Annotated in this window: 13 protein-coding genes; 4 read left to right on the forward strand and 9 right to left on the reverse strand. The window is 50.0% G+C overall.

Features of this window, described 5'->3' with window-relative positions:
• Positions 1 to 4: 4 nt before the first annotated feature.
• The 4 genes from hypA to ABD07_RS15165 all read right to left on the reverse strand — a co-directional run bounded on the left by hypA (position 5) and on the right by ABD07_RS15165 (position 1,668).
• A complete protein-coding gene (gene hypA, locus ABD07_RS04425; protein ID WP_160817288.1) occupies positions 5 to 346 on the reverse strand; it encodes a hydrogenase maturation nickel metallochaperone HypA in 342 nt (113 codons plus the stop codon).
• Between the two features lie 23 nt (positions 347 to 369).
• The gene (locus ABD07_RS04430) at positions 370 to 975 is read right to left on the reverse strand and encodes a HupE/UreJ family protein (protein WP_164502753.1); all 606 of its coding nucleotides are present in this window, start codon (positions 973 to 975) and stop codon (positions 370 to 372) included.
• Complete coding sequence (locus ABD07_RS04435; RefSeq protein ID WP_160817289.1) at positions 972 to 1,412, reverse strand: hydrogenase maturation protease; 441 nt, start codon at positions 1,410 to 1,412, stop codon at positions 972 to 974. The genes ABD07_RS04430 and ABD07_RS04435 overlap by 4 nt, the downstream gene beginning before the upstream one ends.
• A gap of 133 nt (positions 1,413 to 1,545) precedes the next feature.
• Positions 1,546 to 1,668, reverse strand: coding sequence for a hypothetical protein (locus ABD07_RS15165; protein WP_275689485.1), 123 nt, complete (start codon positions 1,666 to 1,668; stop codon positions 1,546 to 1,548).
• Between the two features lie 220 nt (positions 1,669 to 1,888).
• Between ABD07_RS15165 and ABD07_RS04440 the strand changes: the two genes are divergently transcribed.
• Positions 1,889 to 2,494 (forward strand): FxDxF family PEP-CTERM protein, encoded by a 606-nt coding sequence (locus tag ABD07_RS04440; RefSeq protein WP_205010658.1) that lies wholly within the window; start codon positions 1,889 to 1,891, stop codon positions 2,492 to 2,494.
• 94 nt (positions 2,495 to 2,588) lie between these two features.
• On the opposite strand, the gene ABD07_RS04445 is transcribed toward ABD07_RS04440, so the two are convergent.
• Both ABD07_RS04445 and recQ read right to left on the reverse strand, forming a co-directional pair.
• Complete coding sequence (locus ABD07_RS04445) at positions 2,589 to 2,774, reverse strand: membrane lipoprotein lipid attachment site-containing protein (RefSeq protein WP_240142406.1); 186 nt, start codon at positions 2,772 to 2,774, stop codon at positions 2,589 to 2,591.
• A gap of 87 nt (positions 2,775 to 2,861) precedes the next feature.
• Positions 2,862 to 4,682, reverse strand: a complete 1,821-nt coding sequence (gene recQ, locus ABD07_RS04450) for a DNA helicase RecQ (RefSeq protein WP_160817290.1) — start codon at positions 4,680 to 4,682, stop codon at positions 2,862 to 2,864.
• A 295-nt stretch (positions 4,683 to 4,977) separates the two neighbouring features.
• Here recQ and glnA point away from each other — a divergent pair, with 295 nt between their 5' ends.
• The 3 genes from glnA (at position 4,978) to ABD07_RS04465 (ending at position 7,508) form a co-directional block, all read left to right on the forward strand.
• Positions 4,978 to 6,387 (forward strand): type I glutamate--ammonia ligase, encoded by a 1,410-nt coding sequence (glnA, locus tag ABD07_RS04455; protein ID WP_090316785.1) that lies wholly within the window; start codon positions 4,978 to 4,980, stop codon positions 6,385 to 6,387.
• Between the two features lie 184 nt (positions 6,388 to 6,571).
• Positions 6,572 to 7,021, forward strand: coding sequence for a DUF4124 domain-containing protein (locus ABD07_RS04460; protein WP_160817291.1), 450 nt, complete (start codon positions 6,572 to 6,574; stop codon positions 7,019 to 7,021).
• A 37-nt stretch (positions 7,022 to 7,058) separates the two neighbouring features.
• Positions 7,059 to 7,508, forward strand: a complete 450-nt coding sequence (locus ABD07_RS04465; RefSeq protein WP_160817292.1) for a DUF4124 domain-containing protein — start codon at positions 7,059 to 7,061, stop codon at positions 7,506 to 7,508.
• Positions 7,509 to 7,514: 6 nt separating this feature from the next.
• Here ABD07_RS04465 and xth read toward each other — a convergent pair whose 3' ends face one another.
• From xth to ABD07_RS04480, 3 genes are read right to left on the reverse strand one after another with little or no spacing between them, the layout of a single operon-like run.
• Complete coding sequence (gene xth / locus ABD07_RS04470) at positions 7,515 to 8,282, reverse strand: exodeoxyribonuclease III (RefSeq protein ID WP_160817293.1); 768 nt, start codon at positions 8,280 to 8,282, stop codon at positions 7,515 to 7,517.
• Positions 8,283 to 8,284: 2 nt separating this feature from the next.
• Positions 8,285 to 9,970: a coiled-coil domain-containing protein gene (locus tag ABD07_RS04475; protein ID WP_160817294.1), complete on the reverse strand. Its 1,686-nt coding sequence runs from the start codon at positions 9,968 to 9,970 to the stop codon at positions 8,285 to 8,287.
• A gap of 59 nt (positions 9,971 to 10,029) precedes the next feature.
• Positions 10,030 to 11,952, reverse strand: a complete 1,923-nt coding sequence (locus ABD07_RS04480) for a DNA repair helicase YoaA (protein ID WP_160817295.1) — start codon at positions 11,950 to 11,952, stop codon at positions 10,030 to 10,032.
• Positions 11,953 to 12,171: the final 219 nt, after the last annotated feature.

Below are 12,171 nucleotides of genomic sequence, written 5' to 3' on the forward strand. Positions count from 1 at the left end.
CCTTTTATTCCACTTCCAGTTCCTTGATGCGCATGCCATCGCCCTGCGTGACATGCAGCGCGTAGCTGCCGCACTGCGGACATGCCTGATGGTAGGTGGCGATCATCATAACCCGATGGCATTGACCGCACTTAGCCTGTCCGGCAATGTCGATAATTTCCAGCTTGGCTTGCCGGGCAATACTGTCTTCCGTTACCACAGCAAAAAAGAAGCGCAGCGATTCCTGTTCGACGCACGCCAGTTGACCGACTTCCAGCCATACCGTTTTGACTTGTGTGAATTGCTGTTCAACCGCGGCTTCTTCGATGAGTTGTAAGATACTTTCGGCAAGCGATAGCTCATGCATGTATTACCTCATCATCCGGCGGCTTACTGGATCAATAAATAACCGCCATAACCGGCAATGATGATACCGCTAAAACGGATCCACCGGGTACCGGCAAATTTTTTGCACAACTGAGCTAACCCGATGCCGCACAAATGCAACAGCATCGTCGCCAGCATAAAACCCGCAGCATAGGAGGGCAGCGCTGCACTGGAGGGCATTTCGCTGCCATGCGCAAAGCCATGGCTGAGCGCAAATAATCCGATCAACAGCACGCTGGCGCTGAGCGGTAAATGTTTGCGCCAAGCAAGTAGTGCGCCCAGAATCACCAGCGACAGCATGATGCCGTGCTCCGCGAAAGCGAGCGGCAGGGCGATCGCGCCGAATAAACCGCCCAAGCCCATCACCGCGACAAAAATCAGCGGAAAAAGCCAAACAATACGGCCATGTGCTTGCGCGGCCCATAAGCCGACGGCAACCATTGCCAGAATATGATCCAATCCGCTCAAGGGGTGCGCGAAGCCGTGCAACCAGCCGTTATGCGGCCCGTCGCCGGTATGTGCAAACACCAGTGGTGATGCGATCAGCAATGGCGCGATCAACAATAAAAGCGAGAAGAATTTCAGTGGTGGAACCGGTTTTTTTATCATTGCTGCGAATGCCATTGCTGAATTTTTAAAATGGCGGCGGCCAGATTTTCATTGGCTTGCATGCTTAAATAATCGCCCAATTCAAAACGATAACCGCGGATGCGCAGCAGAAAAGCAGGTGGCGCGGTGTGCGAATGGATTTGCTGGTAAACATACAGCAACGCCGCCGGTGTCAAGGCATGGCTGGTATAACTGGCGTCTTTTTCCGCCGTCACGGCTGAAAATTCAAAAGGTTCCTGGCACGACATATCCGCATCCACAAATATAATCCAGTCAAAGCCCGTTAAATCGGCAGCATGCTCAATCAGCAATTGCATGTCAACGAGGCAAGCGATATCCGCCAATTGTAACTGAGCGATATGCTCTACTAGCAGGGGGCCTAATGCGTCGTCTCCGCGTCCGGGATTTCCATAGCCGAATAGCAATAATTTGCTCATGCGCTACCCGGGTGCATGAGATGAGTGGTTTTATAACCGTGAGATTGTTTCATTGAAACTTGCCCGTGATCTGTGAGAGTGATTTTATGCACTGTTTTACAGAAAGTATGATTTTTCTTTGGCTGCTTGCGGATTAACTGTCATTTCTACTCATGATTGCTGTGTCATCCAGGATGAATAAACCGTCATTGCGCAGCTTGTATACCGGTACATCGCCTACTCGCAGCAATTCCGATTTCAGTAATAAATAAGTCACTTATCAAACTCATCTCAGCTGTACCCTGCGCCGACCGGGACATCAGCCTTTCATCTCCCGGTTAATCCCGACTACAAACCGACTAGGGCACATTCGGTGCATTCATCTTATTAATTTCATGACACTTTTCCCTATTTAATTCAGAGTGCTTACTGCATCATACGCAGCATGATTTAGCAGTGAATTGTTTGACGCGCAGGTTAAATATTAAAGGAGTGAAATGATGCAAAGTTATTTACGATTGGTAGCGGTTTCGGTTGCGCTCTGCTTGGGCTCAGTCACCAGTATCGCTAATGCCGGTGTTTTTGACGGACACACGATCAATTATCAGTACTATTTCCCGAATTTGAGTATGCCGTATGCTTCGGCGGGTAATGGTGATTACCTGGTGAACTCCAGTGTGGAAATATCGAATGTGGTCGATGGTTTCGGTACCATAGACTTCAGCGGCGATGAGTTCGTGATTTCCTTCGCGCATGGCGGCAATTTTTCGCCTACTGCATTTAACGGTTTTGCGATTAGCGATGTAACTGCGAGCATCAACCCATTTGCATCATTCAACCTGGTTTCGAATACCGCAGTGAGCGGCGCACCCACCTTGAGTTTTGATTCAAACCATTTGTATGTGAATTGGGCGGGACTTAATTTCAACCGGGGTGAATTGGTTTTTTCGGTGAGTTCGCTAACGCCACATTCATATCCACACTCGCATCCGGGCACTTCTTTTTCCCGCACCATCAGCCCAGTTCCGGAACCCGATACTTATGCGATATTACTGGTTGGGTTAGGACTGGTAGGCTATAGCGCGCGCCGCAAGCAAATTTGATCTACGCCAAGCGCACGCCATGCATTGATTTCCGAGTCATAAAAAAACCGCCACTTCGGGCGGTTTTTTTATTTGATGCTTTGATACCTGAGGATTAGTGTCCAGGTTTGCTGTTACCACCAAAAGGCCGTGGATCTTGTCCTTCTTTGAGGCACTCACCATTACCACCTACGCCAAACTTACAATCATCCGCGCTCGCATTGGGATCGCCCATGTTGGCGTTTGAACAAGCGGCTAAGAAAACTAATAAAGTTGCAGCAAAAATTGATTTTTTCATCATTCTAATCGTTCCTTTCTCTTTAAAATACCCAAATTTAATCAGGGATTCGAGTATATAACAGAACTCCAAATATTCAAACAGGTAAGTTTACTGTCCTGCTCCTGATTCACAACTACGAAGGATTTCAATCAGATAGTAGCCATATTTGTCGAGCTTGCGCGTGCCGATACCGCTGACCTGGCGTAATTCATCTTGCGTTTTCGGACACTGCCGCGCCAGTTCGCGCAAGGTCGCATCGTGAAAAATGACATACGCCGGTACGCCATGCTCTTTAGCCATTTTCGCGCGCCATGCGCGTAACCGCTCCCAAAGATACCGCTCGGTTGCATCCAGCAACATCAAATCGCTGCTTGGCCGTTTTTCAACTGTTTGTCCCGCCTGGGTTTGCAATCGCAACTGCACGGTTTGCTGTCCCTTCAACACAGCGCGGCTTGCTTCGGTAAGGTGCAATGCGCCATGACTTTCACTGTCGGCCGATAGCAGGCCCAGTGCGATGATCTGACGGAATACCGCGCGCCAGGTTTTTTCCGGTAAGTCTTTACCGATGCCGAACGTAGTCAAGCGGTCGTGATGCCATTCTTTGACCCGTTCGGTTAGATTGCCGCGCAAAATATCGATCAAATGACCCGTGCCGAAGTTTTGCCCGGCGCGGTAAACGCAGGATAGCGCCTTTTGCACCTCCACCGTCGCATCCCAAACTTGCGGCGGATTCAAACAAACATCGCAATTGCCGCAGGCCGCAGCGTCATCCGTAGCTTCACCAAAATAACGCAGGATGCGGAAACGCCGGCAAGTGGTTGTTTCGCACAGCGATAGCATGGCTTCCAGTTTGCGGGCGGCAACTTGTTTAAATTTGAGCTGTGCTTCCGATTCTTCGATCATGCGCCGCTGCTGAATGACATCGCCAAGACCGTACACCATCCAAGCATTGGCCGCTTGTCCGTCGCGCCCGGCACGGCCGGTTTCCTGGTAGTAACCTTCAATGCTCTTGGGCAAATCCAAATGCGCGACAAAACGCACGTCGGGTTTATCGATTCCCATGCCAAAAGCGATGGTGGCAACCATGACAATACCTTCCTCGCGCAGAAATCTTTCCTGATTCAGGCTGCGTTCCTGCATGCTCATGCCGGCGTGGTAGGCCACCGCGCGCAAGCCTTGGGCGGCCAACCACGCCGCGGTTTCCTCGACTTTTTTGCGCGACAGGCAATACACGATACCGGCGTCGCCGGGGTGTTCCGTGCGCAGGAAAGCCAGCAATTGCGACCGGCTGTTGGTTTTATCGATAATTTGATAGCGGATATTCGGGCGATCGAAACTGGACACAAAAATCCTGGCTTCGTCCAATCCGAGCCGCTCAATGATCTCCTTGCGGGTATCCATATCGGCCGTTGCCGTCAGCGCGATACGCGGCACATCCGGAAAACGTTCATGCAGTACTGATAACTGTATGTATTCCGGACGGAAATCATGTCCCCACTGCGACACGCAATGCGCTTCGTCAATGGCGAACAGCGCAACAGGAGTGCGTGCGATCAGATTGAGGAACCGCGCTGTTAACAATCGCTCCGGCGCGACATACAGCAAATCATAGTCACCCGCCAGAAGCTTCTGTTCAACTTCCGCTGCGGCTTGCTGCGATAACGAGGAATTCAGCACCGCCGCGCGCACCCCTAATTCATGCAGCGCCGCGACTTGATTCTGCATCAGAGCGATCAACGGGGACACGACGATGGCAACGCCGTCGCGCAACAAAGCCGGAATTTGATAACACAGCGATTTACCGCCGCCGGTCGGTATCAAAACCAAGCAATCGCCACCGTTGGCCAGGTGTTCGATAACTTCCGCTTGTTGCCCGCGAAAGGCGGGATAACCAAAAACTTCCTTGAGTATAGTGAGTGCGTTGGACATTCCGGGTGTGACTACTGCATGGTCTTGATTTTCTTCGATAAGAAACGCTATTTTTCTGATTTCACGGGAATAAACAGCACATTCAAGCGATCGCTCCGTCTTACTGTTGTGCGAATCGTAAAGACTTGACCGGCGATAGTACAGTAGAATGCACACCCTGACACTTGGAAGTTTCTGCTGGGTCAGTCCGCAATCGTTTGCATCGTTTCAAATCATTCGCGTTATTGTGCTGGTATAATTCTATCTAATTGCAGCTTTATTTATACAATTTGTCACGCTAGTCTGGAGAGAAAAAATGGTGGTAAATGATGTTTTGAAATTGATTCAAGACAATGAAGTTAAATTTGTTGATTTACGCTTTACCGATACCAATGGTAAAGAACATCATGTTACCGTACCTGCACATACCTTCGATGCGGATAAATTTGAAGACGGTCATCCCTTTGACGGCTCATCGATAGGCGGCTGGAAAGGCATCCAAGCATCCGATATGTTGTTGATCCCGGATCCGGATACCGCCAACATGGATCCCTTCATGGATGAACCGACATTGCTGATGACGTGCGATGTGGTCGAGCCGGCGGACGGCAAGGGCTATAGCCGCGATCCGCGTTCGTTGGCCAAGCGGGGTGAAATTTACTTAAAATCGACCGGTATCGGCGATGTTGCTTATTTTGGTCCGGAACCGGAATTTTTTATTTTCGATTCGGTGCGCTGGCATACCGGCATGTCTGGATGCTCGGTCAAAATCGAATCCGAGGAGGCCGCTTGGAGTTCCGCGATCAAGTACGAGAGCGGTAATATCGGTCACCGCCCATCCATCAAAGGCGGTTACTTTCCCGTACCGCCGGTCGATTCGCTGCAAGATATCCGTTCCGCGATGTGCCTGACATTGGAAGACATGGGTATCGGCGTCGAAGTGCATCATCATGAAGTCGCCACGGCGGGTCAATGTGAAATCGGCACCCGTTTCAATAGTCTGGTCAAACGCGCGGACTGGAATCAAGTGCTCAAATACGTCATCCACAATGTGGCGCATTCATACGGTAAAACAGCCACTTTCATGCCCAAGCCGATCGTCGGCGATGCCGGTTCCGGCATGCATGTGCACCAATCCATCTGGAAAGACGGTAAGAACTTGTTCTCCGGCAACGGTTATGCCGGTTTGTCCGAGATCGCGCTGTATTACATCGGCGGTATCCTGAAACACGCCAAAGCGTTGAATGCCATCTGCAACCCCAGCACCAATTCGTACAAGCGTCTGGTCGCGGGATATGAAGCACCGGTCAACCTGGCTTATTCCGCCAGCAACCGTTCCGCTTCTATTCGCATTCCACACACCAGCAGCCCCAAGGGACGGCGTATCGAAGTCCGCTTCCCCGATCCGACCGCCAATCCGTATCTGGCCTTTACCGCGCTGATGATGGCCGGACTCGATGGCATTCAGAACAAAATCCATCCAGGCGATCCGATGGACAAGAATCTGTACGATCTGCCGCCGGAAGAAGCGGCCAAAGTGCCGAATGTGTGCGCATCATTGGACGAAGCTCTGGATTGTCTGGATAAAGATCGCGATTTTCTGATTCGCGGCGGTGTTTTTTCCAATGACATCATCGATGCGTATATCCAACTGAAAATGGATGAAGTGATTTTACTGCGCACTACGACGCATCCTGTTGAATTTGATATGTATTACAGCTTATAAATTTAATAATGTGGGAAATTCAAATTGATTTTAACCATCGTGACAAAATCGAGAGGCATGAAAAAATAGATCCGTAAAGCGCAATAAGCAGGATTTATTCGCTCTTTTTTTGCTTTTCGTTAGAGAAATCATTGGTAGACTGATCGGGTAGCGGTAATTGTGATCAACATTCTTCTAGCAAAATATGAAAACCGGAACATTACTAATCCTATTCGCCTTTATTTTGTTGAGTTCTTTATCGCAGGCAATTGCTGAAACAAACATCTACAAGCATGTTGATAAAGATGGCAATATCACCTTTACCAACCGCCGCATCCCTAACTCGGAAAAAATATCCATTGCGTCGTATTCCAGAAATTCCGAATCCGCTCCGGCTAAATCACCATCCAATGGAAATGCGCCGCGTGTAAAAGATACGACGCAAAAGGAACGCGATACGGTACGCCGCCAGATTCTGCAAAAGGAATTGTCGGCCGAAGAAAAGCACTTTACCGATACCCAAACGCATCTCGATCAATTCGGCGATACCTCCGAAGCAAGCAATCCGCATGAAAAAGTGGTACAGCTTAGAAATAAGTTATTTCAGCATCAAAGAAATATCACTGCCTTGAAGAAAGAACTCGCCAGACTGTAGCTGCTCTAAAAATCACAACCGGTCGATAGGGTGATGCATGAAAAGAAATAACTCCTTGTTAATTGTTCTGGCTTTTTTTTCCTGCTCGATACAAGCCGGTGTATATAAACATGTCGACGAGCGTGGCAACGTGACTTATTCCAACGTACCGTCGAGCAACGCCAAGAAAATTGATTTACCTCCGATAGTGGTCGTGCCTTCGGTCGATTCTGGCGATGTGGAAGAAAGAATCGCGAAACGCCGCGAAGCGATGAAACTCGAGGAGCAGCGCGAGAAAATACAAAGCAAAATAACGGAAGAAGAGAAACGCCTTGGCGAATTAAAAAGCGAATACAAAGAAGGCGCGCCGGATCGCTTGGGCAGCGAGCGTAATTACCAGCGCTATATCAACAGGGTCGAACGGATGCGTGAAGAAATCGACGCCCGGGAAAAGAATCTGGAGGCATTAAAAAAAGGACTCCAGGAAGTATCCCGCAACAATCCGTAATCTCAATCAGGCTGTTAATTCGGCCACAACGGGCGCGTGATCCGAAGGACGTTCCAGCTTCCGTATCGCTTTATCAACCGCGCAGCTTGTACAGACACTTGCGAGTGCATCGCTCAGTAAAATGTGGTCGATGCGCAGTCCCCGGTTCAGGCGGAAAGCCATCATGCGGTAGTCCCACCAGGTATACGATTTCTCCGCTTGCTCGAACAGGCGGAAGCTATCCGCCAATCCCAACTGCAACAGATCGCCGAAAGCCGCGCGTTCGGGTTGACTGCACAAGACTTTACCTTGCCACAATAGCGGATCGTACACATCGCGATCTTCCGGCGCGATATTAAAATCGCCCAGGATGGCCAGCTTCTTATAATCCTTCAGTTCCTGCTGCAACCATCCGGTCAAGGCGGGCAGCCAGCGTAATTTGTATTGATATTTTTCCGATTCGACCGTATCGCCGTTCGGCACATACACGGAAATGACGCGCACATCGCCATAGGTAGCCGCCACCACGCGTTTTTGCTCGTCTTCAAACCCCGGTATCGCGGTAATAATGTCGCTTCCTTTTTGCTTGCTGAGAATCGCGACACCGTTATAGGTCTTCTGCCCGATAAAAACAGATTCATAGCCAACCGCGGCAATTTCAGCGGCAGGAAAATTTTCATCGGTTAACTTGGTTTCCTGCAAACACAGCATATCCGGCTGGTTTGTTTGCAGCCAATCGATTACCTGCGGCAGCCTTACTTTGAGCGAATTTACATTCCAGGTTGCTAATTTCATGATCAATCCTTGGCGTTATGAATAACCAGCTGGTTAAACGGTATGACCCACTGCTGTTGATTGCAAACCTCAACCGCGTAACGTTGTAGCGCCCGTTTAATGGCGAACAGATCTCCCGCAGCCGTGCCATCGAAGGTAGCGGCAATCTTGTAATCCAGCGATGAGGTGTTGGCGTGAGCGAAGTGCACCACCAAATCATTCAGTGAGTTACCGAAGGATTCCAGCTGTAAACCGCGCCGGATACCCTCACATAAGATTTCCGGAATCACGGTGGTGCATTGCGCTTGATGCTGATAATCGATACCGAAATCGCTGCTCACAGTAAACCCCAAGGAATAATTCTTCGGCTGGGCAGCCAGGAAATCGGCAATGCTATACGTGATCGGCATCACCCCGTTGGGCTGCGATAACACGATGCATTCCAGGGTAATGCATTTCACCATGGCATAGGTATTATCGGTCAGCATCACGAAGTCACCCCTTTGGCACGGAAACCAGGGCTCGTCCGCGGAGTACGGACGGGAAACGTAATTGGCCAGTTCCGCCAAAGTGAGCCGCAACTCCAATCCGGGCAGCATAGGATTGGTCAACTTACTGTAATAATTCAAACTTTCCACCAGCAGCGGGATACCGTTATAGTTGATGCATTCGCCTTCCCTGACCGATCCGGTATTCAATAATATCCGCAGCTCATTGATATAACTGGGAATAGAGTTTTTCAGCAGCAGGATGATGCTCAGCAGCAGTAACACGGTAATACCGATTAATACCTGGTCGTTACGCACACTCAGCACATAAAACACCGCTGTGATCGACAACGCCGCCATCAGAAAATGATAAAACAATGTACTGATGCGCTGATAATAGGTTCTTCTTTCCTCTTTCTTGCGATGATTCAGCCAGTGCAGCAGTTTCTGCAACGATAGCATCGAGAAATACACGGAAATAAAAGCAGTCAGCGCCATCAACAATGTGGCGCCGCGTCCCGCAGCAAATTGTTGTACATGTTCACCCAAGGATATTTCCTTGGCGGATTGCGATTTAATCATTTCCTCGAGTTGTAATTGCGCGACCTCCAGAAGATGCTGGTTATCCAGCAATTGAACGTTCCATTTTTTGCTGATGCGCTCAAACTCGGCATAAGCCTCTTTTTCAAAACCGGCTGTATTGATTTCCCCGATATGTTTAAGCACTTCATTGATGACACGGATTTGCGATTTATAAAAATCGATTTTCTTTTGCAAGCTATCGGTTTTACGCTTATTTTCCGTCAATTGGCGCAGTTCGCTCATGATCGGCTGCACGATTTCCAGCAAATCTTTCTGCCAATCGAATTCCTTCTTTTCTGTTGTTTCCTCTTTGCTCAGCTCCAAGCCCGCCGTCAGAATCATTTCAAATGACGATTTCTGTTCCGCGATGGCATTGCTCAATTCGGTCAATTCCGCCTGGATTTTGTTTTTCTCCTGCTCCGTCTTGGCTTTTGCCAACGACTTTGACATCGCTTCCGCTTGATCTTGTTGCAGTTTGATGCTGTTGATAATGTCATTGAGTTTTTCAACAGCCAGTTCTTTTTGCAGCTCCCTTTCGGTAGCAATCAAAGGAATTTCCAATGTGCTCGCGCTGGCGCCGGAGAACACCAATGCCAGTAAAAAGAACACAAACCAACGTAAAGCAAAATCAATTTTCATGTTTTATCGAATCAATAATTGGGTTTTGATTATCAGCACGGCCGTCTTGGAAAACCATCTCAGACAGCAAAGAAACGCTCGACTTCCGCCAGATCGCGTGTGCGTTTCATCGGCGGCAGGCTTTGCCATATCTGTTTGCCATAGGCTTTTGTAGTCAAGCGTGGATCGCAAATCATCAACACGCCGCGGTCCGCTTCATCGCGGATCAACCGGCCGGCCCCTTGTTTCAGATTAATGACCGCGCGCGGCAATTGATATTCCATAAACGCATTGCGTCCTTCGTTGTTCATTTTATCAATCCGCGCAGCCAGCACCGGATCATCCGGCGGCGCAAACGGCAGTTTATCGATGATGACCAGAGACAACGCGTCGCCGCGTACATCGACACCTTCCCAGAATGATTGGCTGCCAATCAGCACGGCATTGTTCAATGCGCGGAAACGTTCCAGCATATTGGAGCGAGAACCTTGCCCTTGCAGCAGTAACGGAAAATCGAAATCCTCGGCGGATTGCAACAACTCGTACACACGCTGCATCGCACGTAAACTGGTGCAGAGAAAAAAGGCCCGCCCGCGGCTCGCGCGCAATACCGGCAGCGCCGCTTGAACCACCTGATCGGTGTAGTTCCTCTGCTGCGGTTCCGGCAAACCGGACGGCACGTACAATAGCGCTTGTTGCGCGAAATCGAACGGACTTTCCCAGCACGCCGTTTGCGCTGCGGTCAATCCCATTTCGTTATTGTAATGACTGAAATCCTTTTTCACCGACAAGGTCGCGGAAGTGAAAATCCAGGCGCGCGGCAATGAAACCATTTGTCTTTGGAAAATTTCCGCAATCGACAACGGCGTTGCGTTCAGTTGCAAAGCGTGGTGATAGACTTCGACCCAGCGCACATGCTCCTGCATTTCCGTTTCATCGCGCCAGCGCTGCAACAGATACAAATGCGCCGCCGCGCGCTGGCGGCAATTCTCCAGTCCTTCGGATCGCTCTGCCTGACTTTCCAGTAACTTCACCAGCGTGGTCAGTTTTTCCAGTACATCGCCCAGTGCTTGACTGAAGCCGCTATTTTGCTTGGCGGCTGCCAGCGACAGGCGCGTATTCTCTTCCACAATCGTCAAGCGCAAATCGCGCACGGCTTTTTCCATTGCTGCAATCGCCTCGGGTAGTCCGGTAAAATCCCCGGCGGCTTGAATCGCTTCCACTTTGGCATCGCGCGCCAAATCGAGCAATTGGCCGGTACTGATCGATTCGCCAAAAAACAAACTGGCGGTTTCCGGCAATTGATGCGCTTCGTCAAAAATAACCGTATTACACGCCGGCAGTAACTCGGATAATCCTTCATCGCGCAGCATCACATCGGCGAAAAACAGATGATGATTGACCACCACGATATCCGCCATCAGTGCTTGCTTGCGCGCTTCCATGACGAAACATTTTTTGTAACTGGAACACTCGGAACCCAGGCAACTGTCGCGCGTGGACGTGACGTTTTGCCAGATCGCGGCATTTTCCGGCACCTCGCTCAGACCGCTTTTGTCGCCGCTCTGACTGCGGCTGGTATAACGCTCGATCAGTTGCAGATAGTGAATTTCATCGCGGTTGATAAAGCTGAGGTGGGTGTCCTGCAGGCTTCTTTCCAGATAATAATGACACACATAATTCGCCCGCCCTTTCAGCAAAGCCACCGTGACCGGGATTCCCAGCGCCGCGCGCACGGTCGGAATATCGCGATTGAATAACTGATCCTGCAATGTTTTTGTGCCGGTCGAGATAATCACCTTGCCACCCGCCAGCAACGCCGGCGCCAGATAAGCGAAGGTCTTGCCCGTACCGGTTCCTGCTTCGGCCACCAGAATTTGATGCTTGGCGATCGTATCCGCAATCGCCTGGGCCATTTTCACTTGCTGCGCGCGCGTGCGGAAACCTGCAATATGTTGGGAGAGCACGCCGCCGGGCGCGAAAATGGCATCGATATCAAGCATAAAATCAGAAAAATGGCTGTCCGGAATCAGTCTGCAGACTGCTTTGATGAAACCGCCACTCTTGGGAATGGATCAAGAAAACTTAGCGCATTATACTGCGATGCACACCGGTTAGCGATTGATGTTCGTTGTACTGTGAAGGATGAAGGGGATAATGCCAAAAGGATGGATCATTCCGGGTTTCCGCAGGATAAAATTAACGCAGTCCCTTGTATTCCC

This window comes from Nitrosomonas oligotropha (assembly GCF_009833085.1).
Taxonomy (GTDB): Bacteria; Pseudomonadota; Gammaproteobacteria; order Burkholderiales; family Nitrosomonadaceae; genus Nitrosomonas; species Nitrosomonas oligotropha.

Excerpts from the sequence above, each read along its gene's own strand:
- ABD07_RS04430 (WP_164502753.1), bottom strand. The coding sequence starts at position 975 with ATGATAAAAAAACCGGTTCCACCACTGAAATTCTTCTCGCTTTTATTG.
- ABD07_RS04480 (WP_160817295.1), bottom strand. The coding sequence starts at position 11,952 with ATGCTTGATATCGATGCCATTTTCGCGCCCGGCGGCGTGCTCTCCCAA.
- ABD07_RS04475 (WP_160817294.1), bottom strand. The coding sequence starts at position 9,970 with ATGAAAATTGATTTTGCTTTACGTTGGTTTGTGTTCTTTTTACTGGCA.
- hypA (WP_160817288.1), bottom strand. The coding sequence starts at position 346 with ATGCATGAGCTATCGCTTGCCGAAAGTATCTTACAACTCATCGAAGAA.
- glnA (WP_090316785.1), top strand. The coding sequence starts at position 4,978 with ATGGTGGTAAATGATGTTTTGAAATTGATTCAAGACAATGAAGTTAAA.
- ABD07_RS04465 (WP_160817292.1), top strand. The coding sequence starts at position 7,059 with ATGAAAAGAAATAACTCCTTGTTAATTGTTCTGGCTTTTTTTTCCTGC.
- recQ (WP_160817290.1), bottom strand. The coding sequence starts at position 4,682 with ATGTCCAACGCACTCACTATACTCAAGGAAGTTTTTGGTTATCCCGCC.
- ABD07_RS04460 (WP_160817291.1), top strand. The coding sequence starts at position 6,572 with ATGAAAACCGGAACATTACTAATCCTATTCGCCTTTATTTTGTTGAGT.
- ABD07_RS04445 (WP_240142406.1), bottom strand. The coding sequence starts at position 2,774 with ATGATGAAAAAATCAATTTTTGCTGCAACTTTATTAGTTTTCTTAGCC.
- ABD07_RS04440 (WP_205010658.1), top strand. The coding sequence starts at position 1,889 with ATGATGCAAAGTTATTTACGATTGGTAGCGGTTTCGGTTGCGCTCTGC.
- ABD07_RS04435 (WP_160817289.1), bottom strand. The coding sequence starts at position 1,412 with ATGAGCAAATTATTGCTATTCGGCTATGGAAATCCCGGACGCGGAGAC.
- xth (WP_160817293.1), bottom strand. The coding sequence starts at position 8,282 with ATGAAATTAGCAACCTGGAATGTAAATTCGCTCAAAGTAAGGCTGCCG.